Source organism: Psychrobacter immobilis (assembly GCF_904846065.1).
Classification (GTDB): Bacteria; Pseudomonadota; Gammaproteobacteria; order Pseudomonadales; family Moraxellaceae; genus Psychrobacter; species Psychrobacter immobilis_H.
Map to the genome: position 1 here is coordinate 1,027,567 of NZ_CAJGZV010000001.1, position 25,496 is coordinate 1,053,062.

At 43.4% G+C, this 25,496-nt stretch carries 21 protein-coding genes and 1 tRNA gene; 14 read left to right on the forward strand and 8 right to left on the reverse strand.

What is annotated here, in order from left to right; translation table 11 throughout:
* The first annotated feature begins 26 nt into the window (after positions 1-26).
* Positions 27-1,154 carry a ribonuclease Z gene (locus JMW64_RS04415; protein ID WP_201553570.1) on the forward strand — a complete coding sequence of 376 codons (1,128 nt, stop codon included), beginning with the start codon at positions 27-29 and terminating at the stop codon, positions 1,152-1,154.
* A gap of 39 nt (positions 1,155-1,193) precedes the next feature.
* Here JMW64_RS04415 and JMW64_RS04420 read toward each other — a convergent pair whose 3' ends face one another.
* Positions 1,194-2,156, reverse strand: a complete 963-nt coding sequence (locus tag JMW64_RS04420) for an ATP-binding protein (RefSeq protein WP_201553571.1) — start codon at positions 2,154-2,156, stop codon at positions 1,194-1,196.
* Positions 2,157-2,225: 69 nt separating this feature from the next.
* Between JMW64_RS04420 and JMW64_RS04425 the strand changes: the two genes are divergently transcribed.
* A complete protein-coding gene (locus tag JMW64_RS04425; RefSeq protein WP_201553572.1) occupies positions 2,226-3,248 on the forward strand; it encodes a serine/threonine-protein kinase in 1,023 nt (340 codons plus the stop codon).
* A gap of 86 nt (positions 3,249-3,334) precedes the next feature.
* Here the strand turns inward: JMW64_RS04425 and JMW64_RS04430 are convergent, their stop codons facing one another.
* From JMW64_RS04430 to JMW64_RS04455, 6 genes are all read right to left on the reverse strand, one after another.
* The gene (locus tag JMW64_RS04430; RefSeq protein WP_060490678.1) at positions 3,335-3,760 is read right to left on the reverse strand and encodes a hypothetical protein; all 426 of its coding nucleotides are present in this window, start codon (positions 3,758-3,760) and stop codon (positions 3,335-3,337) included.
* Positions 3,757-4,287, reverse strand: a complete 531-nt coding sequence (locus JMW64_RS04435; RefSeq protein ID WP_060490679.1) for a hypothetical protein — start codon at positions 4,285-4,287, stop codon at positions 3,757-3,759. Before JMW64_RS04435 ends, JMW64_RS04430 begins: the two co-directional genes overlap by 4 nt.
* 11 nt (positions 4,288-4,298) lie before the next feature.
* Positions 4,299-4,694: an outer membrane protein assembly factor BamE gene (locus JMW64_RS04440; protein WP_201539591.1), complete on the reverse strand. Its 396-nt coding sequence runs from the start codon at positions 4,692-4,694 to the stop codon at positions 4,299-4,301.
* A 330-nt stretch (positions 4,695-5,024) separates the two neighbouring features.
* Positions 5,025-5,109: transfer RNA gene (locus JMW64_RS04445), tRNA-Leu, on the reverse strand.
* A gap of 214 nt (positions 5,110-5,323) precedes the next feature.
* On the reverse strand, positions 5,324-7,162 hold the full coding sequence (locus JMW64_RS04450) for a sigma 54-interacting transcriptional regulator (RefSeq protein WP_201553573.1): 1,839 nt from the start codon (positions 7,160-7,162) through the stop codon (positions 5,324-5,326).
* Positions 7,163-7,224: 62 nt separating this feature from the next.
* Positions 7,225-8,640 (reverse strand): two-component system sensor histidine kinase NtrB, encoded by a 1,416-nt coding sequence (locus JMW64_RS04455; protein WP_201553574.1) that lies wholly within the window; start codon positions 8,638-8,640, stop codon positions 7,225-7,227.
* 135 nt (positions 8,641-8,775) lie between these two features.
* Between JMW64_RS04455 and rimO the strand changes: the two genes are divergently transcribed.
* The 12 genes from rimO (at position 8,776) to JMW64_RS04515 (ending at position 24,031) form a co-directional block, all read left to right on the forward strand.
* Positions 8,776-10,383 carry a 30S ribosomal protein S12 methylthiotransferase RimO gene (rimO, locus tag JMW64_RS04460; protein WP_201553575.1) on the forward strand — a complete coding sequence of 536 codons (1,608 nt, stop codon included), beginning with the start codon at positions 8,776-8,778 and terminating at the stop codon, positions 10,381-10,383.
* Positions 10,384-10,611: 228 nt separating this feature from the next.
* Positions 10,612-11,337 (forward strand): UMP kinase, encoded by a 726-nt coding sequence (gene pyrH / locus JMW64_RS04465; RefSeq protein ID WP_045444979.1) that lies wholly within the window; start codon positions 10,612-10,614, stop codon positions 11,335-11,337.
* 172 nt (positions 11,338-11,509) lie between these two features.
* The gene (gene frr / locus JMW64_RS04470; protein ID WP_045451790.1) at positions 11,510-12,064 is read left to right on the forward strand and encodes a ribosome recycling factor; all 555 of its coding nucleotides are present in this window, start codon (positions 11,510-11,512) and stop codon (positions 12,062-12,064) included.
* A 312-nt stretch (positions 12,065-12,376) separates the two neighbouring features.
* Positions 12,377-13,135: a polyprenyl diphosphate synthase gene (uppS, locus tag JMW64_RS04475; RefSeq protein WP_201553576.1), complete on the forward strand. Its 759-nt coding sequence runs from the start codon at positions 12,377-12,379 to the stop codon at positions 13,133-13,135.
* Positions 13,136-13,336: 201 nt separating this feature from the next.
* Positions 13,337-14,146 (forward strand): phosphatidate cytidylyltransferase, encoded by an 810-nt coding sequence (locus JMW64_RS04480; RefSeq protein ID WP_201553577.1) that lies wholly within the window; start codon positions 13,337-13,339, stop codon positions 14,144-14,146.
* A gap of 153 nt (positions 14,147-14,299) precedes the next feature.
* Positions 14,300-15,508, forward strand: a complete 1,209-nt coding sequence (gene ispC, locus JMW64_RS04485) for a 1-deoxy-D-xylulose-5-phosphate reductoisomerase (protein WP_201553578.1) — start codon at positions 14,300-14,302, stop codon at positions 15,506-15,508.
* An 85-nt stretch (positions 15,509-15,593) separates the two neighbouring features.
* Positions 15,594-16,970, forward strand: a complete 1,377-nt coding sequence (gene rseP, locus JMW64_RS04490) for an RIP metalloprotease RseP (protein ID WP_201553579.1) — start codon at positions 15,594-15,596, stop codon at positions 16,968-16,970.
* 262 nt (positions 16,971-17,232) lie between these two features.
* A complete protein-coding gene (gene bamA, locus JMW64_RS04495) occupies positions 17,233-19,656 on the forward strand; it encodes an outer membrane protein assembly factor BamA (RefSeq protein ID WP_055124445.1) in 2,424 nt (807 codons plus the stop codon).
* A gap of 146 nt (positions 19,657-19,802) precedes the next feature.
* The gene (gene lpxD, locus JMW64_RS04500; RefSeq protein WP_201553580.1) at positions 19,803-20,819 is read left to right on the forward strand and encodes a UDP-3-O-(3-hydroxymyristoyl)glucosamine N-acyltransferase; all 1,017 of its coding nucleotides are present in this window, start codon (positions 19,803-19,805) and stop codon (positions 20,817-20,819) included.
* Positions 20,820-20,915: 96 nt separating this feature from the next.
* Entirely contained in the window at positions 20,916-21,386 is a 471-nt protein-coding gene (gene fabZ / locus JMW64_RS04505) for a 3-hydroxyacyl-ACP dehydratase FabZ (protein WP_198329829.1), read from the forward strand.
* Between the two features lie 202 nt (positions 21,387-21,588).
* Positions 21,589-22,368, forward strand: coding sequence for an acyl-ACP--UDP-N-acetylglucosamine O-acyltransferase (gene lpxA, locus JMW64_RS04510; RefSeq protein ID WP_060490688.1), 780 nt, complete (start codon positions 21,589-21,591; stop codon positions 22,366-22,368).
* 310 nt (positions 22,369-22,678) lie between these two features.
* Complete coding sequence (locus JMW64_RS04515) at positions 22,679-24,031, forward strand: sodium-dependent transporter (RefSeq protein WP_201553581.1); 1,353 nt, start codon at positions 22,679-22,681, stop codon at positions 24,029-24,031.
* A gap of 96 nt (positions 24,032-24,127) precedes the next feature.
* On the opposite strand, the gene tgt is transcribed toward JMW64_RS04515, so the two are convergent.
* A complete protein-coding gene (gene tgt, locus JMW64_RS04520; RefSeq protein WP_193009500.1) occupies positions 24,128-25,279 on the reverse strand; it encodes a tRNA guanosine(34) transglycosylase Tgt in 1,152 nt (383 codons plus the stop codon).
* Positions 25,280-25,496: the final 217 nt, after the last annotated feature.

The following is a 25,496-nucleotide window of genomic DNA, read 5'->3' on the forward strand; positions in this document are numbered from 1 at the left end:
AGTATCATGTGTAAGAGAGGTAATCTATGTTGAAGCTGACTTTTTTGGGTACCTCTGCTGGTGTGCCAACTAAGCAGCGTAATGTGACTGCACTGGCGATTGAATGTCTGAATCCTTATTTATCTGGCGCCCAGCAAGTCAATCAACCACAGAATGTCAATCAAAATAAAAAATCGCGTCCATGGCTACTGATTGATTGCGGTGAAGGCACGCAGCAGCAGCTATTGCATACCAAACTGTCTTTGCATCAACTAGCCGCTATCTGTATCACCCATGTGCATGGCGATCATTGCTATGGTCTGCCAGGACTATTGGCGAGTGCCGCGATGTCAGGACGCCGTGAGCCGCTGACGCTTATTGCTCCAAAAGCCATCGCGACATTGCTCGAAGCCATTACCTTAACCACGGAATTGTATTTACCCTTTGCTCTAAATTTTGTAGCGATTGAAGAGGTGCTATCTGAGCAAAGTGATACAAGCAAGATAAATATTCGCTTAAGCGACCAGCATCAGCTTGATATTGATATCACGCTGCTATCACATCGGGTTGCTTCTCATGCATTTGGTATCACGCAAACCATCCATCATCGCACGCTTGATACGGATAAACTACTGGCGCAAGGTATTCCTGCAAGCGCACTATGGGGTAAATTGCAGCAAGGTCACGATGTCATCACTGAAGAGGGGCAGCAATTATGTGCAGGTGATTATGTCAATGATGAACTATCACGAACGCGAGTAGTGGTGGCTGGTGATAACGATACGCCAGCGTGTCTCACTGCGGCGTTGGTTGATACGGATTTATTGGTGCATGAAGCGACGTATACGCATGAGGTATTGACTAAGATTCAAGGCAAAAATCCAGAGTTTGATCCAATGCATAGTAGTGCACAATCGGTGGCTGATTTTGTGAAAAAAAGTGGTGTAAGTAATCTAATTTTGACCCACTTCAGTGCGCGTTATCAGGGTTTTGATAATCCTAATAGCAAGACACCAAATATGGCATACATTCGTTTAGATGCTGAGAGCGTTTACAAAGGTAATCTATGGTTAGCCGCAGATTTTGACCAATATATGGTCGATGGTGCGGTTGATGTGGCAGATATTAACGAAAATAACCGCGTACAATATTTGGGTTCTGTACGCGGTCATTAAGCACTGAGCGTCATCATAAAAATAACTTTTAATGAAGCTTTACGATGGACTGTCTTCAGCTGCTAATCGTGTCTGTCCTATCCAGTAGCGGCTAAACTGATACGCCACTCGTCCTGAACGTCCACCGCGCTCTGATGCCCAACGTAGCGCTGCTGCTCTGATGTTATCAGGTAGCGTCTTATTTTTTTCTTCATTATTACTTTCTTTAACGTCATTCGCATTATCTAGATTGCGGTTTGGCGAAAGTGATAAATAATGGCGCACGATGTGCAAATAGGTGTTTTGATCCATTGGATGAAAGGACAACCAAAGCCCAAAGCGATCAGACAGCGATACCGTCTCATCAATGGTTTCATAAGGATTGACCTCATCGGTTTGACCATTATAAATATTGACATTGTCTTTCATTAGCTGAGGCAATAGATGACGGCGATTACTGGTCGCATAAACCAATAACTTGTCTTGCTCCGAATCTAGCGAGCCGTCCAACACGCTTTTTAATGTCCGATAACTCTCGTCTTGACCGTTAAACGCCAAGTCATCACAGTACACCACATAGTGACAACCACACTCGGTCGGCAGTGCATTAATGGCGGCGCGTATCTTATCAAGCACGCGCAGGTCATCACGGGCAATTTCAATAATGCGTAGTCCTTCACTATGATAGGCTTGTAGCAATGCCCTAATCAGTGATGATTTACCAGCACCACGTGTCCCTGTCATTAAGACATGATTGGCAGGATAGCCCTTTAGAAATTGCCGTGTGTTTTGTACCAGTTTTGCTTTTTGGATATCGATACCATGTAGGTCGTCTAAACTTAAAAATAAGTTAACTGCCAATGGCTCCAAATGTCCATTATGACCACCGACCCAGCGATAGGCCAGCTGTGCAGGATCAATCTCGATAGTGGGCGTAACTTGCTCTTGTAGATACTGTCCGAGTAAATCCAATAAATGGTCGGGTAGGGCGTAATTCGTAACAGGCTTAGTGGATTGGGGCATAATACTCAGTCGCTCATAAAGATTAAAATGACGTTCGGCATACTAGACGTATAAAGGCTTCACTTTACCATGAAAAATAGTGCCAGTAATTCCTCTAATGCAAAAGCGTGTGCAAAACAAGCATTACAAATGCAAGCACAGCAAATGTTGCCAACATTGACTGCGTTATTCTTAAGCTTGAATTATAGCGAGGTATCACATCAGCGCATCAGCCAGCAAAGTAACAATAATAATAACGAGAATGACTACCAAGGCTTGACGCGTGCCCAGCACCTACAGTTTGGTCGAGTGATGATTAAATGGCAGTTAACGGCTGCTATCAATCAAAATTTGGCGGGCTTAACCCATGAAATCGGTGTTCGAAAATCTATCAATAATTTATCAGTCAATCAAAAGAGATTTCAAGACAGTCTTTTTGCTATTGCTCCGCCAATGCTCGCTTATGAAACTCTAAGGGTACAGGTACTAGATCAGTTTTCGCAGCTTACGATACTTACCATGCCATATTATCCCAGTGGTAGCTTAGCAACTCAGCTTAATGTTCGAAATCATTCGTTATTAAATTCTCAAAGAAAGCATCATTTTATTGTGCAATCTGCGCACCTTATCGCCACTCTACATAGCGCTGGCTGGCTACATAATGATATTAAGCCCAGTAATATTTTGCTAGATGATTTTTTGCCAAATCATGCGGATGATAGCTGTATCAAGGCTGATTTATTGTTAACCGATTTTGCCTTAGCAGAATGTCTTAACGCCCCAACTTTGGCAAGTTCTGCTGGTACACCTGCGTATCTTGCCCCTGAACGCTGGCAAAGTCAGAGTGCGACAGTGCAAAGTGATATCTATGCGTTTGGCATCATGATGGTTGAAATACTAACAGGCAAGCGACCGTTTCAGGTAAGTGCTAACAGCAATGACAAATTAAAAGCATGGGCGATTCAGCATTGCCAACAGCCTATTCCAACCTTGCCGCTAGAGTATCAGAGCTATCAAGGAATTATTAATAAGGCATTAGCGAAACGAGTAGAGAGGCGGTATAAGAGTATGGAAGAGGTGTTGAAGAGTTTAGAGCAATTACGAATTTACTAAGAGTACAGTTTTATGTGGAAGGAGTTAAATAAAAAACCCACTATTTAGTGAGTTTTTTTTATTTTTAATGGTTAGGATATTATGTTTTACTCTACAGCATTATCTGATAAGAAAAGCGACTTCGATAAAGATGAGAAGAAATCTTGATATATTTTAGGATTCTCAATTGGCTTTAGGTTGTACTGAGCGTTAGCTCTAACGATTACAGACTTGCTAGAAGAAGACGGTCTCGCGGTTACAGTCATTCTGACCTTGTTGCCATTATACAATCTCGTCGCTGAAACAGTACCAAGGTCGGTATCAGCCTTATCAATTACAAAGCTCAAATCCTGTAACGTTGATATGACATTTCTAACAACTACAGTTTTATCACTAGTATCAAAAGATCTAGTTTGCATACTACGTAATTCTACTTGATTGTCAGCGCCTAAAATTCTGGCATCATGAGTTGTAGCGCAACCAGTAATCAAAGTTAGACAAGCTGCGAATAAAGCTATTTTTAATGTATTCATATTTTTTGAGCCTCTAAGAATACTGATTTAGATAGTTTGTTAAAGAATTCAGCATATAGCTCTTCTGTTTTCATTGTTTCGGCTTTGGTTACCTGTCCTTGTGTATTCGTCACAATGCGTTGAAAAGTAGCTCTAGCTAAATAACCATTTTTATTGTTTTTAGACGGTAATGTTACGAAACTAACTTTTATCTGTTGCTGGCTATCAATCGACATGTTTCCGCCACCAAGTACCGCTAGTAATACAGCACCCGCTATCTGCGCATTGTTAGTAGCATCTACAGTTTTAGATGCGGTCACAACACCTGATTTTGTCTCTGTTTCATCTATTGAATATCCCATGTCTTGTAACACAGCTACCCCAGCCGAAAGAAGCTCTACCTCGTTGCTTGTTTCAAAAAATCTCGATTGCATTTGTCGATCTTGTAATGAAGTCTCTGCTACTTGAAATAAGTTTTCTGGTGGAGTGGTTGCACAGCCTGTTATTCCTAAGGCACAAGCAACAAATATATATTTCAGTTTTTTCATTTAGCTGGCCTTTAGAATTTTGAGGAATGGTATGCAAAGTCTCTTACCAAGTTTTGCTCATCAAATTTTATTATGATAGTCAGCGTTCTTTGTGATCTAGACGATGCTCCTGAGCTAGTCTGGCCACCAGCTAAAACAGCAAATACCCAGCCTGTACTTGATGACTGCACGGTATCTGTTGCTACCTTATCGTAAACCCAAACTTCTCTTCTTTTGTCGTCAGTAGAAACCATATTTGGTGAGCCAAGCGCCTGCAACACATCTGCACCACTCATTCCAACTTTAATCTGTTTTTGAACAACCCCTACAGAGATGTTTCCATTGTTTTGGACTTGGGCAGCATGCTCAGATGCTGAAACACAACCAACCAATGATAGGGCAGCCAACAAGGCAACTATAGTTTTCATTATCTTTCCTTTTGGACTATCAATAAACTTAACTCTATTATTTAAGTATGATGTTTATAGAATATCTCATACCTAAGCCTGTCAAAGGTAATGTAAACAAAAAGTTAAATAATGTAAACAATTAGTCGTTAGTATTACTAATTAATTATAAATATTGTTTTATTGTAATTATTAGATAGGTGTGGGTTTATATTTCAAAATACTAATGTGGTATTAAAGAAAAGCGAAGGAGATTTGAAGTGAGTGTTTGTTTTCCGACAAAATACAGACACAAAAAAACCTGCTAAAAAGCAGGTTTTGATATTTGGTCTAAGATTTACTATCCGAAAATGGTGGGGCTGGAGAGACTCGAACTCTCACACCTTGCGGCGCCAGAACCTAAATCTGGTGCGTCTACCAATTCCGCCACAGCCCCATTTTCCGTTACTCTATCATTATTAGTGTTTAAACTCAAACACAATATAGACAGTTAACTGATTCGGTAGTGCGTCTCAGTGGTTGGCTATTATATAGAGTTTGAAACGTTTGGCAACCCCTATTTGCAATTATTTTTAAATATTTATCATTTATTTTCACTTATTTTATAAGTTATTGATATTAATGGTATTCATATTTATGAATTTGCGCCTTTAATAACGATTATTTTGTCCTTCTGCTGAAGAAATATCTAATTGCTGTAATTTGCGTGTCAGGGTATTGCGCCCCCAACCGAGTAGATTGGCAGCAGCGATCTTTTTGCCACCACTATGGTTGAGCGCTGCCGTCAATAAAACGCGTTCAAACTCAGGGGTTGCCGTCTGCAAAATATCGGTTTCTCCTGTTTGTAGCGATTGCTCAGCCCAAGCAGCCAATGCTTGTTGCCAACTTGAACTGTGGGAATGAGGGCGTATTTGCTCATTGTGAGTCATAGCTTGTGTAGGCTGACTTTGCTCTTGATACGCTTCTAAATCAGACGAGATATTTTCAAGCAGCTCTGGTGGCAAATCATCCACCATCACGGTGTCGCCTGTGGCCATCACCGTCAACCAAAGGCAGACATTCTCAAGTTGGCGGACATTGCCACGCCACTCAAAAGCCTGCATGATGTGTAGCGCTGTCGGATGCAGCTGTTTCTCTGCACTGTTCATCTGTTCAGCAGCCCGCTGCATAAAGTAATGGGCTAATGCTGGAATGTCTTCAGGTCGTGTCCGTAATGGCGGCAACGGCAAGCGAATTACATTGAGGCGATAAAACAGATCTTCACGGAATTTGCCTTGTTTGACCAGTTCTTCTAAGTTTTGATGAGTAGCGGCAATGATGCGTACATTCACTTTGACCGGCTGCTGTCCACCGACGCGAAAAAACTCACCATTGGCCAGTACTCGTAGCAGCCGAGTTTGGGTGCTATAAGGCATATCGCCAATTTCATCTAAAAATAATGTCCCACCATCCGCTTGCTCAAAACGCCCTTGTCGCGTCGTCGTCGCACCAGTAAACGCCCCTTTTTCGTGACCGAATAATTCAGATTCAATCAAATCATGTGGAATGGCGGCCATATTGAGGGCAATAAAAGGCTGCTGGTGACGCGGTGAATGCTGGTGCAACGCACTGGCGACCAACTCTTTACCCGTACCTGATTCACCAGTAATCAGGACAGTAATGGGTGAGTGCGCTAAGCGCCCAATGGCACGAAACACCGTCTGCATCGCTTGTGATTGCCCAATGATGCCACTTGGATTGTCATTAACGCTGATGGCAGGTTTAACTTTGATTTTAGGGCTGGATGTTTTATTGGTTTTGCTGACCAGAGTAGCCTTGTTAGCAAGCTTGGGTCTGGTATCAGGTTTTATCTTGATATTTGGTAAAGTATCTGATGAATTTTTGGTAATGGTCTTCGGAGCAGGTTCAGCTGTAGAGTTTGCTGCCGCCGCTGCCAGCATATTAGGCTGATAATTAATGGCTTTATAAATCGTGACGACTGCATCATCTAAATCAAAAGGTTTTGGCAGATATTCAAAAGCACCTGTTTGATAGCTATTAATAGCAGAGGTGAGGTCAGAATGCGCCGTCATAATGACAATGGGCAGCTTAGGGAAGTGCTCATGTACCCAATCACTAAAAGACAAACCATCCATCATGGGCATACGAATATCGGTCAATATCACATCGGGCAACTGAGAGGCTGATTCCTGCTGTTGCAAAATATCGTTGAGGCGTGTCCATGCCGCTTGTGCTTGAGTAAAGCTGATAACCGTCAATCCGGCATCTTCAAAAGTATCTGCCAATACCAAACGCAGGGCCGCATCGTCATCGATCAGCCATAACGTTGCAGGATTAGCATCAGGTGCATTATTGACCGTTACTTTCGTAGCTTGGTTATCAGGTTCTCGTTTATCAGACTCTCGGTTACTAGACTCTTGATTGTCTGATGTTTGGGCAGAGCCTTGATTGTCGCTGTTAGATGTGGCGTTGTCATTATATGCAGTCATTTATCAGGCCTAATAAGCAAGTGATTCAGGGTGATTGTTTCATAGGTTAGGTACTGGCTGTTTTAAGCATGGTGCACTGGCTGATTGAAAGGCAAGTACAGCGTAAAACTGGTTTGTTGGTGGTTGTAGTCATTTTTAACACTGTCGTTAAGGTTTTTTGATTGTTGGGAGCTCACGTCAATCATACCATGGTGATGACTGATGATATCTTGCACGATAGATAATCCTAGCCCCGTTCCTGCGGCACGGCTGGTCACCATTGGGAAAAATATCTGTCCGATCAATGCCGGATCAATGCCTGAACCGTTATCGGCAATATTGATTTGTAGCACTTGCTTGTGCTGTTGCCCAGCAATGGTATGTTGAAAGGCAATGCGGGTTTGAATGTGCAGCGTTGGCTTATAACTGGCGCTGTCGTGATTGCTCATTTGTGAGGTGACAGGTTGTTGCACCTTAGGCTCGGAAAACTCTCTTTGCTGCAGCGTTTGCTCAAACTCAGTCATCGATTCACAGGCATTATTAATCAGATTTAAAAACACCTGTATTAGCTGATCTTTATCAGCGCATAACTCAGGCAATGACAAATCATAATCGCGCTGTAGCGTCACTTGCGGATATTGATTGACGACCAAAGATAAAACATGCTCCAGTGGCTCATGGATATTTAGCGTTTGCCAATTTGGTAATTGATTGGAGCCAAGAAACTTGCCAATAAGGTGGGTTAGACGGTCCGTCTCTGAGATGATGATATCAGTATAATTACGCAGTTTTTCAGCCGTTTTTTGCAGGTGGCTATTCGGGTTTACCATAGAGTTTGTGCCAAGAATAGCAGGAGGAGCACTATTAAGAGGCGAGGTGTCACTGAATTTGATGAATTGCCGCTGTAATAATTGCGCCGCCCCGCGAATACCGGCAAGCGGATTTTTGATTTCATGAGCGACCGAGCGCAGCATATGACGGGCAACATTATATTGTTGCTGCTGGCGTTGCTCCTCTGATATGCGACTTTGGCGATCCTTGCCCCACATCTCAATAATAAAATAAGGTTGCTGCTCATAAATGACAGGGGTCACGCTATAATCAACCGAGAATGATAAATTACCATTTAGCGGTGTGCTGATAAGGTGATCATGATCGATAAAGGGTTGTTGATACTGCTTTGCTTGCTGAAATCGTTCTTTTAAAGAGCAAGTTTGTTCATGAGTATCTTCACCACTACTTTTATCGACAGTTACATGGTTGTCAATGTCATGATTGCTATCGGCTGATTTCAATGCTTTGGATGTTTCGGATGCAAGCAGTGTCAGTATAGACTGACCCAGTAAGCGCCCACTACTAATAGCGAGTAGTTGTTCGGCTTGGGCATTTAGCCAAGTGATCGATAAGTCATCATTGATCCATAAAATAGCGGTGAACAAATGCTGTGACATAAATGCTAAGTCAGGTGTCGGTTTTACGGTTGTCAAAAGGGTTGTCATGGCTATTGCCTAGAATAAAAGAAGACGCGATATAATATTTAACCATAAATCAACACTATAGAACGGCAAAACTGGCGATTTTTGCAAAAAAAACGTACAATGCGCACAGCCAATTTATCTCTAGCAAGGTCAGCCATGCCCAACACTTCTACCGAGTCGGTTAATACGACTGTTACTACCTCACCGTCAACTTCTACGCCAACAGATTCTATGTTAAAAGACACTGCCACCGTTTTTAATCCTGCCAAACCAAAGATAGCACAAGACAATCAGGCAGATGTTAGTCAAGCAAACACTAACCAACCTTACCATCATAAAGCCAACCACAATCAAAACCGTAGCATTGAGCAAAGCAGCGATGTGACTTCAGGTGCTTTATCGACTGAAAATGCGCCAGTGAATGCAGTGCCAAAGATTGGATTTGTGTCACTAGGTTGCCCAAAAGCTTTAGTCGATAGTGAGCGCATTATCACTGAGCTTAGCCGTGATGGTTATCAAGTGGCGAGTGATTACGAAGGTGCAGATTTGGTTGTCGTGAATACTTGCGGTTTTATTGAGTCCGCAGTACAAGAGTCGCTTGATGCCATCGGCGAAGCGATTAGCAAAAACGGTAAAGTCATCGTCACAGGTTGCTTGGGTAAAGAGGCGGATAAAATCCGTGAAATGCATCCCGCTGTCTTGGCAGTAACTGGCGCTCATGCTTATGATGAGGTCATTAGAGCCGTTTCGCTGCATGTGCCCAAGCCTGACCGCAGTCAGGACGCTAGTTATGATCCAAAGATAGATTTGATTAATGAAGCGGGTATCAAATTGACGCCAAGCCATTATGCTTATCTAAAAATATCGGAAGGCTGTAACCATCGTTGTACTTTCTGCATCATTCCAAGCTTACGTGGAGACTTGGTTTCACGTCCGATTGACAGTGTGATGAATGAAGCGTTGGCGCTGAAAAATGCTGGCGTGAAAGAATTGCTTATTATTTCGCAAGATACCTCTGCTTATGGACTGGATTTGAAATATAAGACCAGCTTTTGGAATGGTATGCCGCTGAAGTCGAAGTTTTATGACTTGTGCCAAGCCTTAAATGACTTAGGCATTTGGGTGCGCCTGCATTACGTCTATCCGTATCCGCATGTCGATAAAGTGGTTGAGCTAATGGGCGAGAAAAAGCTACTGCCTTATCTCGACATTCCGTTTCAACATGCCAGCCACAGCATCCTAAAAGCGATGAAACGCCCAGCTCATAGCGAAAATACCTTGGCACGTATCCATGCATGGCGTGAGATTTGTCCAGATATCGTCATTCGCTCAACCTTCGTTGTGGGCTTCCCTGGCGAGACAGAAGAAGATTTCCAATGCTTGCTTGATTGGTTAGTAGAAGCTCGCCTTGATCGCGTTGGTGCGTTTACTTACTCAGAAGTCGAAGGCGCAGTGGCTAATGACCTGCCAAATCATGTGCCAGAAGAGATTAAGCAAGAACGCTATGAGCGTTTGATGACGCTGCAACAAGACATCTCAGCGCAAAAGCTACAAGAGAAAGTCGGTAAAACCTTGATGGTATTGGTCGATGAAATTGATAGTGAAGAGGGCATTGCTATTTGTCGTAGCTATGCTGACGCACCAGAGATTGACGGTCACGTCTACGTTGATGAGATTACCGCGCAAGTTAAGGTCGGACAATTCCTAACAGTTACGATTGATGACGCTAGCGAATATGATTTGTTTGCCAGTTACAAAGGCTAAGCAGTCACTGTAGCTGATTAGTCACTACAATATACGAGTGAAAATTGCCCAATCGCGGGCAGTTTTTGCTACAATTAGCACAATTTAGCCTTTTTACACGTTTGTCATCAGTTGCGGTGCTTCCTATATAGTACCTCGGTGATGACACTTCGAGTAAATTCGAAGGCAAACTCTATTTGTGTTTTACCGCTCATTTTAATTATAATTTAATGCTAACAAGGTGACCTCATGTCTGACAAAAACCCGCGTTACTCTCGTATCTTGCTGAAACTCTCTGGTGAAGCCTTAGCTGGTGGCAAAGAGATGGGAATTGATAGCGAAGTGCTCGATAAGATGAGCTTGTCTATCGCCCATTTGCGTGGTCTTGGTGTTCAAGTCGGTATCGTGGTCGGCGGCGGTAACTTATATCGCGGCGCGCAATTGCAACAAGAAGGCTTAGTCGGCCGTGTGACTGGTGATCAAATGGGTATGTTAGCAACCGTTATGAACGGTCTGGCGATGCGTGATGCGCTTGAGCGCCGCAATATTAAAACCCGCCTGATGTCAGCCTTGCCAATCGGTGAAGTGACCGAAAGCTATAGCAGCCGTAATGCCATTCGCTATCTCAAAAATGGTGAAGTATGTATCTTTGTTGCTGGTACGGGCAACCCTTTCTTTACCACTGATACAGCCGCTTGCTTACGTGGTATTGAAATTGAAGCTGGCTTGATTTTAAAAGCCACCAAAGTAGATGGCGTTTATGACAAAGACCCAAGCTTACATGACGATGCAGTTAAATATGATGGCTTGACCTTTGATGAAGTGTTAGAGCAAAAGCTTGGCGTGATGGATTTAACTGCCATTGCCTTATGCCGCGAGCACAACGTGCCGCTACAAGTGTTTGATATGACCAAGCCTAATGCGTTATTAAACGTCATTATGGGCGAAAATGAAGGCACGCGCGTTTATCACTGATTTGCCTGAATACTCTAAACGCTCTGAACGCCCTAAATATTAATACGAGAATACCAGTTATTAAAATTAGATTGGTCGCTAATAACTACCAGTCGCTAATAATTAATAGTGAACACCCGTATATTTACTAACAAATGAATGATTTATCGATAGCGATAAATAAGGATATCTAATGATCAAAGAGATTAAGCAAGACGGCGAAGCGCGTATGCAAAAAACCTTGGAAGCGCTTGAGAGCACTTTTAGCAAAGTCCGTACAGGGCGCGCACATCCGGGTATGTTGTCAGGCGTGATGGTTAGCTACTACGGGTCGCCTACACCTTTGAATCAAGTGGCGAGTGTCAACGTTGAAGACTCACGTACGCTCATGGTTCAGCCGTTTGACCGTACCATGGTACAAGCAATTGACAAGGCCATTCGCGAAGCAGATTTGGGTCTCAACCCAGTGACCGCCGATGTGATTCGTGTGCCAATGCCAGCATTGACAGAAGAGACACGCCGCGACATGCAAAAGCTTGCGCGTGGAGAAGCAGAAAGTAGCCGTGTTTCTATCCGTAATATTCGCCGTGACATGATGAATGACATCAAAGAATTGGCCAAAGAAAAAGAGATCTCAGAAGACGACGAGCGCCGCGCGAGTGATGATATTCAAAAAATCACTGACAAGTATATCGAAACCATCGATAAACGTTTGAGCAAAAAAGAAACTGACTTGATGGACGTATAAAGCACTGGTTTTTCGATCATTTTAGAAAAAATTCGTTATGTCATATCCTTATAATAAGCAGCCAATCTGTCAGTACTATTGGCTGCTTATTATTGTGTAGACGGTACCGATAATAGCGTCAATGTTATATCAATCGGATACGGCAATAGGCTTTCTCAGATTTGTAAACTGTATTTTATAAGCGCTATTTTGCAAACTAAATCACGCCCATAGACGGGTTTATGATAAGTTTGTGAATTATGGTTATGACGCTTTCTAATCGTTATCGCAGCCGTTATTATTATTTTACCTTAACAATAAGCACTTTCGCCTATGTCCACTTCAGCCGTTTTGGCTCCTGATCTTCTTCCACGCCACATCGCTATCATCATGGATGGCAATAATCGTTATGGTAAAGCCAATGATTTGGGCAAAGGCCAAGGGCATGTGGCTGGCAAAGATGCACTCGATCCTATCGTCGAGTATTGCGTCAATACGGGTATCGAGGTATTAACGGTATTTGCATTTTCTAGTGAGAATTGGCAACGCCCGCCCAGTGAGGTGGCACTACTTATGCAACTGTTAGCTTCGACTATTCATGAGCAAATACCACGCATGAATGAGTATCGTATTCGTCTGCGTTTTATTGGTGACCGCAGTCAGCTGAGTGATGATTTGCAAGCATTAATGGCGGATGCTGAAGCGAAAACAGCAAACTTTGAAGCCATGACTCTAGTCATTGCTATCAGTTATGGTGGGCAATGGGATATTGCCCATGCGGCAAAACAGCTGGCGCAGCAAGTAGAGGCTGGTCAGTTACGTGCTAATGATATTAACAAAGAATTGCTCGGTAACTATGTGCAATTAGCAGATGCACCAGCAGTAGATATGCTGATACGCACGGGCGGTGAATACCGAATTTCTAACTTTTTATTGTGGCAGTCAGCCTATGCTGAGCTATTCTTTACCCAGACATTATGGCCAAATTTTGCAGCCGATGAGCTGTCAGCAATGGTAAAAGAGTTCGCTCAGCGGCAGCGCCGTTTTGGCAAAACCAGTGAGCAGATAGTGATAGAGCAAGCAAGTCGTTAATGGTGTTAAGCATTTGCCTGTTATTTTGTAAAGGAAAAAGCTCTTACAAAGCCGCTATCGTATAAGTAGTTAATATTGCTTGTTTGTGAAATAATAAACCGCGTCAATAAGCGTCAACTGCTATTAGTGGGCTATTGTAGATTAGCTGCTATAATGCACGTTTTGACCATGCGTTTTTCATTATTATAAGGCTCAATAAGTATGTGGCAACGAATTAAGACGGCAGTTGTTCTCGTTATTATCGTTGGTATTGCAATGTTTGCGAGCCAAACTCCTATTTTATTTGCACCGCTGTTAGCGATTGGCGTCATTATCGCCGCTCACGAATGGACTAAGCTGATGCCCAAGTGGCGTCATCCTGCGCTGTTTGTGCTATTGGTTTTGGTGTTGACCCTAATATCACTCATGTTTAAAGTGACATGGCTGTTTTGGTGGGTGGCTTCATTGGCTATATGGCTAATGGCGCTGTCTTGGGTGCGAGTGTTCCCAACTCATACCAATTGGTATGGCAAAAAACTGGCATTGATGGGTGCGGTGATATTGACCGCATCGATTACGGCGATGTTTTATTTGTGGCAATTGTCAGCATGGTGGTTGCTCTATGTGTTTCTCTTGGTCTGGTGTGCAGATAGTGGCGCTTATTTTGTGGGGCGTAAGCTCGGTCGCCGCAAAATGGCACCGAACGTCTCACCCAATAAAAGTATGGAAGGGCTGGCTGGTGGCTTGGTCACCGGTCTGCTCGTGGTCATTGCCATCAGTGTATTTAAGTTACAATTGACGGGCGCTGCGCTCATTGCCTTTGTGTCATTGTCGGCAATAACAATTTTAGCCTCGGTACTTGGTGATTTATTTGAGTCGATGCTTAAGCGCCGCGCTGATGTCAAAGATTCAGGAACGATTTTACCGGGGCATGGCGGCGTGCTTGACCGTATCGACTCACTGCTCTCTGCCACACCGATATTTGCGCTTGGTTTTTGGGTGATACAGCAGTTAGGTTTGATAGTGGTTTAGGACTGAAAAAATAATTCATAGACGATGATACGCCCTAATTATAGTAGTTAAGATGAGTGACTAGTCAATACATTGGATATCGTCCATCTCTTATTTATCAGACGTTTTATCGATTTCTTATTTAATTTTTTAGATTATCATTTACAGGCACTGATGGTTATGACGCAACGCATCGCCGTACTAGGCGCGACAGGTTCGATTGGCGATAGCACGTTAGCAATATTAGCGGCGCAACCACAGCTTTACACAGTCTATGCTCTGTCAGGCTATCACCGTTTAGAGAAACTGTTTGCACTTTGCCAGCAGTTTTTGCCAAAGCGCGTTAGCGTACCGACCGCCGCAGTCGATGATTTTGCCCAGCGACTCCGTGCGGCAGGTCTTGACATCGATGTGGTAGGCGGCGAAGCAGGGCTGGTCGACATTGCCACTGATTCGCAGACGGATACCGTTGTCGCTGCGATCGTAGGCGCAGCTGGTCTGCCTTCTACTTTAGCCGCTGCTCGTGCAGGTAAGCGTATTTTACTGGCGAATAAAGAAGCGCTGGTGATGGCAGGGCAAGTGATGATTACTGCCGTCAAAACGCATAACGCTACTTTGCTACCGCTTGACTCTGAGCACAACGCTATTTTTCAGTGTTTACCACTGGCTATTCAGCAGGACAATACCCAAATTCATCAGCCAAATCACGGCGTGCGCAAGCTATGGTTAACGGCCTCTGGTGGACCATTTTTGCAAAAATCGTTTGCGCAGATGCAGCACGCGAGCGTCGCTGAAGCGGTCAAACATCCAAATTGGTCAATGGGTCAAAAGATATCTGTCGACTCAGCTACGATGATGAATAAAGGGCTTGAGTTGATTGAAGCCTGCCATTTGTTTGATTTGCCTGAAAATAAGATAAATGTGGTGATTCATCCACAAAGTATCATTCACTCAATGGTAGAATATAGCGATGGTAGCTTTTTGGCGCAGCTCGGCAGTCCCGATATGAAAACGCCCATTGCCCATGCGCTCAGTTACCCTGATCGTATCGATAGTGGCTCGCAGCCGTTAGACTTATTTGCGCTCAGCGGCTTAGAGTTTATTGAGCCTGACTTGCAAAAATTTGCGTGTTTACGTTTGGCACGCCAAGCCATGCAAGCGGGCACGCAAGCGACGATTGTCTTAAATGCAGCGAATGAAATTGCGGTGGCTGCGTTTTTGGCTGGAAAAATTCGCCTGACCGACATTGCTGATATCAATGAGCAGGCTTTGAATGACATACAGCTGCCACCGTTAAATGAAACGGCTGACATAGAAGATATACTAGCAATTGATAAAATAGCACGTCACCTTACAGAAAAACTTGTGGCAAAGTTGGTATAAATGTATCAATAACTGCGTCGTTAAAAAATGATGTTAATAAAAGATGCAAAGAAAGAATGCTGAGCAATCATACTGAGAAAAGATCATGACGTTTTTATTAACGCTCCTTGCGGCAATATTTGTCTTAGGTCCGCTTATTGCCTTACATGAGTGGGGACACTATATCGTCGCTCGTCTTTGCGGCGTTAAAGTATTGACCTATTCTATTGGTTTTGGTCCCAAACTCTTTGGCTGGACGAGCAAAAAAAGCGGTATTGATTATCGCATTTCTGCTTTGCCACTTGGTGGTTATGTCAAAATGCTCGATGAGCGCGAAGGTGAGGTAGCAAAAGCTGAGCAACATTTGGCGTTTAATCGTCAGCATCCACTAAAAAAGATTGCGATTGTTGCGGCTGGTCCTATTATGAACTTTATCATTGCTATTGCGCTATTTTGGGTGTTGTTTATGACACCATCAGAGCAGCTGGCGACCAAGATTGGGCAGGTACTACCTGATACGCCTGCTGCTATGGCACAGTTGCCAGTTGGTGATAAAATCGTTGCGATTGATGGGCATGAGGTACAAACGTGGGAAGGCATCAACTATCGGCTTGCTGGACGGATGGGCGAGACAGATAATGTCAGTATTACTCTGCAATCAGAGACACAAGCTGATAATGCAATCAAAACTTATCAAGCGCCCGTAACTCAGTTTATGCAAGGCAGCGCGCAAGGTAAAGATGCGTTGACCAGCTTTGGCATGCTGCCATGGCAACCAGATATTGCACCGATAGTAGGTGATTTGACCGCTGATGGTGCCGCCAGTCGCCAAGGACTAAAAGTAGGCGATCGTATTGTTGCTATCAATGATCAACCAATTAAAGATTGGCTCAGTGCCACTCGTATCATCCGCGACAGTCCTGAAACTTTGCTTAACTTCACAGTATTGCGTGATGGTAAATCCGTACAGCTTCAGATTATGCCGCAAGGCAAAAAAGACAATTTGGGTAACGATTATGGGCAAATTGGTGCTATGGTAGCGCAGTCCGAAATTGTTATTCCTGACGCTTACAAGACCACCGTAGTCTATGGTCCCGGTGAGTCATTGGTGAAATCATTTGAGAAAACTGAACAGCTCGCAGTGATGACGGTTAGCTCGATGGGCAAGATGCTGTCTGGCATGATTGGTTTGGACAATTTGTCAGGGCCGATTACCATCGCTAAAGTGGCCAAACAGAGTTTTGATATCAGTTGGCAGATGGTGTTATCGACGGCGGCTTTGATTAGTTTGAGCCTTGCTGTACTCAATCTTTTACCCATTCCTGTATTGGATGGCGGTCATATTGTGTATTATCTTATTGAATTGATTCGCGGTAAGCCACTCTCGGAAGGGGTGCAAATGATTGGACTAAATATCGGCTTACTCTTGCTGGCAGGTTTCATGGTGTTAGCAATTGGTAATGATATTAGTCGGCTGTTTTGACCAGCGAATCGCTAATATGATCGATAAGGCACGAGATACTAATGGTTTTACGCCTATTATGGGATGATTATGACCATGATAGGTAGCATGCTTTGTATCATGGCCTCTGTACTAATCGTAATTTTTAGTTTATTTTGTGATGCATTTTATATAAAGTGTTCTGAGTCTGCTGCGTATACGCTTAAATTTCATGCGAAATGCGCTAGACAATATGGGCTTTTTAACTTAACTTAAGCAAGTTTTTTATTGACGGATAGTGTTTATGCGTACGCCTTTATTTATGAGCGCGGCAGGGTTGCCGTTAGTTGTAGCGATGATGAGTATGCCAGTACAGGCTGCAGAATTTGTAGTCACTGACATCGGTTTCAATGGTTTGCAACGTTTAACCCCCGATAGCCTCTATCCGGTTCTACCTATTTCGGTAGGGGATACGGTAAATGACAGTAGTTTAGCAGCCAGTATTAAGGCGCTTTATGCGACCGAAAATTTTGCTGATATTCAAAGCCGTATCGAAGGTGGACAGCTACGGTTTGATGTCGTTGAGCGCCCAACGATTGCTGAAGTCAATTTTGAGGGCAATAAGCTCATTCCAAAAGAAGGGCTAGAGCAAGGGCTAGACAATGCTGGTCTGTCTGCCGGTAATGTGCTGAAACAAGCCACACTACAAGGCGTCGCCAACGAGCTACAGCAGCAATATATCAGCCAAGGCTATTACAACAGCAATATCGAGGTTGATCAAACGTTACTTGATGGCAATCGCGTCAAGCTCGACGTGCGTTTTGTCGAAGGCAAACCTGCCAAAGTGGTCGATATCAATATCATTGGCAATAAACACTTTAGTGATGAAGAAATCAAAGACGTTTTTGCGGTAAAAGAGTCTTCGTGGACACGTCTGCTGTCAAAGTCTGATCGTTATGCCAAAGAAAAACTGGCTGCCAGTTTAGAGAATTTAAAAGCGCTTTACCAAAACGATGGTTATGTGCGTTTTGCAGTAGATAATGCGGTGCTCAACATCAGTGAAGATAAGAGCAGCGTGTTTATCGAAGTGAGTCTAAGCGAAGGCGAGCAATATCAGTTTGGTGAAGTAAATTTCTTAGGTAAGCCGACTTTTGAGAACAATGAACTAACAGAGTTGGTGACTTTTGCACCCAATGAAAAATACTCGCAAGCCAAGCTCGATGAAACCACCGCGGCACTTAAGAGTCGTTACGGTAATGAAGGCTATTATTTGGCGCAGGTGAGACCAGTACCACGTATCAATGACGAGACCAAAGTAGTGGATATCGATTATTTCATCGACCCTGCACGTCCTATTTACGTTCGTCGTATTAACTTTACTGGTAACATCAAAACTCAAGACGAAGTACTGCGCCGTGAAATGCGTCAATTAGAAGGCGCGTTGGCAACTAGTGACAAAATCCAGTTGTCACGGACACGTCTGATGCGTACAGGCTTCTTTAAAGCTGTCAACGTTGATGTGAAACCAGTACCGAACCAACCAGACCAAGTAGACATCAATTATACGGTTGAAGAGCAGCCTTCTGGTAGCTCAACGATTGCCGCAGGTTACTCGCAAAGCGGCGGTGTGACTTTCCAGTTAGATCTAACACAAAACAACTTTATGGGTACAGGTAACCGTGTGAAAGCGGCACTATCACGCTCAGAAACCCGTGATTCTTATAGCTTGGGTTATACCGATCCGTACTTTACCGAAAACGGCGTCTCACAAGGTCTTAGTGCCTATTATCGAGAAACGAAATACGATGATAGAAACGTCAGTAACTATGTCACCGACTCTTATGGTGCGACGCTGAACTACAGTTATCCTGTTGATGAAACCAAACGCGTTAGTGCCGGTTTGAACGTTGATAATACGTCAGTACGTGGTGGTCGCTTCTTAGGTGTATCAAACGTTCAGCAAATTATTGATGATGGCGGTACGTTTGAGAACTTTGTCAATGATGACAATGAGGATTCTGGACGCACAGGCTTTAAAAATGACTACAATACTTATAACCTACTATTCGGCTGGGACTATAGCACCTTAGATCGTCCAGTGTTCCCGACCAAAGGTATGAGCCATACGGTCGATGCTACCATTGGCTTGGGTGATACCAACTATCAAAAACTTGTTTATAGCGGCAACATCTATTATCCCTTCTACAAAGACTGGGTAGCACGCGGTTATACTAAGCTTGGCTATGGTAATGATTTACCATTTTATGAAAACTTTTATGCTGGGGGCTATGGCTCTGTACGTGGTTATGAAGCCTCAACCCTTGGGCCAAAATCACAAACTTATTATGATGCCATAAATGATGATGTGCGTTACAAAGACGAAGACATCGGTGGTAATGCGCTAGTCAGCTTCGGTAGTGAGCTAATTTTGCCAATGCCGTTTAAGGGCGATTGGGCAGATCAAGTGCGTCCGGTATTGTTCGCTGAAGGTGGTCAAGTATTTGATACGACTGATAAGGAAGATCGCACTTTTATCAATCCTAATGACGGTACTGATACGGGCGTACCACTGTTGACGCAAGACAATAGTATGCGTTTTAGTGCGGGTGCAGGTATAACCTGGTATACGCCAATTGGTCCAATTTCATTAAGTTATGCTGTACCTATTGGTGATAAAGAAGGCGATGAAACTGAAAAAGTTCAGTTCCAGATTGGTAATACGTTCTAACGTAGCATGATTGTTTGCGTTCATGTCGTTAACCATAGCAGTTACTTGAATGAACGCAGCATCTGTTAGATATTAGTAGATCGCCAAGGTGATTGTTCAGCTTGGCGATTGTCTTATTCATAATAATATTTATATTAATAGTCACTATGATAACGATTGAGCAACTTATCACTCGGATTGAGCAGCGTCAGCCCATCACTAATAAGGCTGAAATCAGCGCTGAACAGTTACGTCAAAAATTCAGCAGTATTGGTAGTTTGACCACGGCTGGTCATAATCAGTTAAGCTTTTTGGCCGATCCTCATTATATTTCTAGTCTGGCTATTAGCGAGGCAGGAGCTGTATTGGTTACTGCAGAATATCGCGACCAAGTGCCCGCCACAGCGATAGCGTTAGTCGTTGCAAGCCCATACTTAGCTTATGCTGGTGCTAGCCAGTTGTTTGCTCGTGAGTCACTGTCTGGTGGTATTCATCCTAGCGCTGTGATTGCTGATAGTGCGGTCATTGGTGAGCAGGTGAATATCGGACCTTTTTGTGTGATAGCCGATTATGTGCAAATTGGTGCGCGTACCTCACTTGCGGCGCATGTGGTGATCGAAGAAAATACGACTATTGGTACTGATGGCGTTATTAAATCACAAGTGGTGATCGGGCATGATTGTGTCATTGGTGATCATGTGAGGTTACACGCGGGTGTCAGTGTGGGTGCAGAAGGTTTTGGTTTTGCACCAACCAAAGATCCTAGTACCAGTGGCTGGGAGCGTATCGCTCAGTTAGGACGGGTCGTAATTGGCAACCATGTACGAATTGGTAGTCAAACTTGCATTGACCGAGGTGCCATTGATGATACGGTCATTGGCAATCACGTTATTATTGATAATTTGGTACAAGTTGCTCATAACGTGCGTATCGGTGATGGCACAGCCATCGCGGCTCAAACGGGTATCGCGGGCAGTACTAGTATCGGCAAGCGCTGTATTATTGGCGGTGCGGTCGGTATCACAGGTCATATCGAGATTACAGATGATGTCACTTTATCTGGGATGACCATGGTAACCAAATCTATCAAAACCGCTGGTTCATACTCCTCTGGAACGGCTGCTATGCCGACAGCTAACTGGCGACGGGCAGCTGTACGCTTCCGTCAGCTTGGGCGTGATTAGCGAAAATATCAATGCATATATACAAACACAGTAAAATCATAGCAAGGAAGCACCATTATGAGCAGCACCGATATCGATATTTTGAATGATAAAGAAATGAAAAGCTTAGCTGAGCAAGGTCTTACGCTGCCATTAACTTATCATACGTTAAAGCATTATTTGCCACACCGTTATCCTTTTCTTTTAGTAGATAAGATTATTGATTGCACACCTGGTGAGTGCATTACGGGTATTAAGAATGTGACTATCAATGAAGAGTTTTTCAATGGTCATTTTCCTGATGAGCCGATTATGCCAGGGGTACTCATGGTTGAGTGCATGGCTCAGGTCTCAGGCGTGCTCGGATTTATCAGTGCTGGTCTAACCGCAGAAGATGGTTATTTATATCTGTTTGCAGGTGTTGATAAAGTCCGTTTTAAGCGTCGAGTGATTCCTGGTGATCAGCTGACTATTCGTGCTAAAACAGTGATGCAGAAGCGCGGTATTTATAAATTTGACTGTACTGTACATGTTGACGATGAGTTAGCTGCCAGTGCGCAAATAATGATTGCTCGCCAAGAACAATAACGTTTACCAATAGTCATTGTGCCTCGTAGCCGACCTAATTCTTTAAACAAAGCGTCTAAAGAATTAGGTCAAAGCGGGTCATAAGCATTATAATTGACACTCGCATTTAACAGCAGAGCCATGCTTAGGTTTTTTCATAAAACTAAATTGGCTGTATTTGTTTTACTATTTACTCGCATCAGATCATACAAAGGCCCACATTATGAGTCAGATCCATCCAACAGCACTCATCTCACCGTCCGCCCAAATTGATGAGACTGCTATCATTGGTCCGTATTGTATCGTCGGTGATGAGGTCACTATTGGCGCTCACACGGTTCTGCATCGCCATGTAGTTGTTACCAAATTGACTCGTATTGGTCAACACAATGAGTTTTATCAATTTGCGAGCATTGGCGAAGATCCTCAGGATTTGAAGTATGCTGGTGAGCGTACTTGGCTTGAGATTGGCGATCATAATACCATTCGAGAAGCCTGTAGTTTACACCGCGGTACCGCACAAGATAGTGAGCTAACTAAGATAGGCAGCCATAATCTACTGATGGTGAACACTCATGTGGCTCATGATTGTGTGATTGGCGATCATAATGTATTGGCTAACAATGTTGGCGTTGCAGGGCATGTGACTATTGGTAATCACACGATCATTGGCGGTAATTCAGGTATTCATCAGTTTTGTACGGTTGATGACTATAGCTTGATTGGGGGCGCAAGTCTGATTCTAAAAGATGTAGCCGCCTTTACCATGGTATCTGGTAATCCAGCAACGACTCATGGTCTCAATGTGGAAGGCATGCGTCGTAAAGGATGGTCAAAAGAGACAATTGAGGTATTGCGTCAAGCTTATCGTATGATTTTTAGATCTGGTCTGACGACCGTGCAAGCGCTTGAGGTTTTGAATAATGAGCTGCTACCAAAAGAGCCGAAAATCCAGTTGCTCATTGATTCACTACAAAAAAGCCGTCGTGGTGTGGTGCGTTAGAACGGCGATTGGCTTTTGCTGAAAATCATATATAGTATGCCTTTTTTAATTAGCCAAACTCTTGTCAGTTATAGATAAAATTACCAGAAGCCATAACCAATTGTTATGGCTTTTTATGTTTATGAGCGCTTGACTTTTTTGGTGGCTTAGCAGAAACTGAGCCTTTACGATATTGTAAACAATTCTTTCTTAATGTTGCTGGACGCCTCACATTGAGGTGTTTATTGAATAGCTTGATATTTTTCATGGCTATTTATGATAATCAAGGAAGATTATCAGTGATATTAATTGAAGCACGAGGACGGAAAAAATGGCTATTAATAAACAAGAACATGCACAGTGGAGCTCAAGTTTTGGCTTCGTATTGGCAGCGGTTGGTTCAGCAGTTGGTTTGGGAAACATATGGAAGTTTCCTTATATGGTCGGTGAAAGCGGTGGTTCAGCTTTCGTTATCGCTTATTTATTCTGTATCGCGCTGGTAGGTTTTCCAATTCTAGTCGCTGAATGGCTAATTGGTCGCCGTGGGCAAAAGAACCCAGTCAACACTTTTGCGGATGTTGCAGCAAGTGAAGGTAAGTCGCGCAGTTGGGGCGTCATTGGCGCGTCAGGTATTTTAGGTGGTTTCTTAATTCTATCGTTTTATAGTGTGATTGGCGGTTGGGCACTCAACTATATTACTAAAGCAGGTACAGGCAGTTTTATTGGTCAAGACAGTGATTCTATTGCTGCGACCTTTGATGCTATGTTGGCTTCAGCAGGGACGTTGACGATTTGGCATACCGTGTTTATGGCTATTACTGCTTTGATTGTCGGTATTGGTGTGACCAAAGGTATCGAAACTACGGCTAAAGTTTTAATGCCACTACTCGGCGTGATTTTGTTCGTCATCGTTGGTTATAACATGATTAATGGTGGTTTTGGCGAAGCAGTGGCTTATCTATTTACACCAGATCTTAGCAAGTTGACTGGCGATGTGATGCTTGCAGCATTGGGTCATGCCTTCTTCACTCTATCTATTGGTATGGGTATTATGATTGCTTATGGCTCATATTTGGGTCGTGAAGTGAACTTACTAAAAACTGCCCGTACTGTTGTGATTTTAGATACGGTTATTGCTTTGGCTGCTGGTCTAGCAATCTTCCCAATCATCTTTAGTAATGGTCTAGACCCTGCTTCAGGTCCTGGTCTTATCTTTGTCAGCTTACCGATCGCTTTTGGTAGCATGGGCGCAGGAACGATCATTGGTACATTGTTCTTCTTACTTATTACTTTTGCTGCTATTACCTCATCAATCTCATTGCTTGAGCCAACCGTTGAGTTTTTAGAAGAACGTACACCGATGAGTCGTACGGTATCAACCATCGTTGCCAGTACGGTGATTTGGCTATTAGGCGTTGCAGCACTACTATCATTTAACCTATGGTCTGACTTTACTATCATGGGTAATGGCATCTTTGATGCATTGGATAAAATTACCAGTAAATTCCTTCTCCCGCTAACGGGTCTTGCTGCAATTATTTTCGTTGGTTGGCAAATGGATCAACGCAGTATTCAGCAAGAGCTTGGTCTGTCTAATGGTGCATGGCAATTATGGCAAATCGTTGCTAAGTTTGTAGCACCAATTGCCGTGATCGTGGTATTTGTAACCTCGTTAATGGGCTAGTACTGATTAACTAGAAATAATACAAGCGATACACTAAAAAGGGCTTAAGATAATTCTTAAGCCCTTTTTATAGGTATGACAATTGCAAAAATATGATTAGCGTAGATTTAACTCAGGTACTGTTTGTCCACGTTTGTTATAAAATTCGCTGACAAACTCATCAAATTTGTCTTGTTCAATGGCATCACGAATACCTTGCATCAAACGCTGATAATAGCGCAAGTTATGGATAGTCGCTAATTGAGCACCCAGCATCTCTTTACACTTATTAAGATGGTAGAGATAAGCACGGCTAAAATTTTGGCAAGTATAGCAGTCGCACTCAGGATCTAGTGGACCTTCGTCATTGCGATACTGGCTGTTACGGATACGTACCACACCAGCATTGTCTGCATCGCCTGTCACGAAGTAGTGACCATTACGCGCGTTACGCGTCGGCATCACACAGTCGAACATATCGACACCGCGACGTACACCTTCAACTAAATCCTCAGGCTTACCAACGCCCATCAGATAGCGTGGCTTATCTGCTGGCATATCATCAGGGAGGTAGTCTAGGACATCTATCATTTCATCTTTTGGTTCACCAACCGACAGACCACCGATGGCATAACCATCAAAGCCGATATCGAGCAGGCCTTCAAGTGATTGCTGACGCAAATCAGGATACATACTGCCTTGAATAATGCCAAATAATGCGTTGGTGCTGCCCAGTCTGTTGTGCTCATCAACACAGCGCTGTCCCCAACGTAAGGACAACTCTAACGATTTTTTTGCTTCGTCATGAGTTGCAGGATAGGGCGTACACTCATCAAATTGCATGACGATGTCTGAGTTCAAGCTGTACTGAATCTGCATCGATTTTTCTGGAGACAGAAAAACTTTCGCACCATCGATAGGAGATTTAAAATCGACCCCTTCTTCGGTGATTTTACGCATGGCACCCAGACTGAATACTTGGAAACCACCTGAATCAGTCAAGATAGGCTTATCCCAATGCATAAATTTATGCAAACCGCCAAACTTATCGATCACCTCGGTACCTGGACGTAACCATAGATGAAAGGTATTGCCTAAAATGATATCAGCACCAATGGCTTCAATATCACGTGGCAGCATGCCCTTGACTGTACCATAAGTGCCAACAGGCATAAACGCTGGCGTTTGTACGTCGCCATGATTGAGATGAACCGTACCACGGCGCGCACGCGTGTCACCGCTGGCCGTTTTATGTAAGACAAATTGCATATGATTATCGCTATTTACGCTATGAAAATGGTGCTAATTATAGCATTGTTAGCGGTTTTTTTGGACATGGATGTTTATGAGGTATTGATATATCTGACAAATACGTCTTTTGATTAATAGTCTTTTGTCATAACCAAAAGACACAGACAGTACTTATGAGTAGTTGGTAAAGTAGAAATCATAATGGTGAGACAGTAACCATTGCTAAGCGATGTTT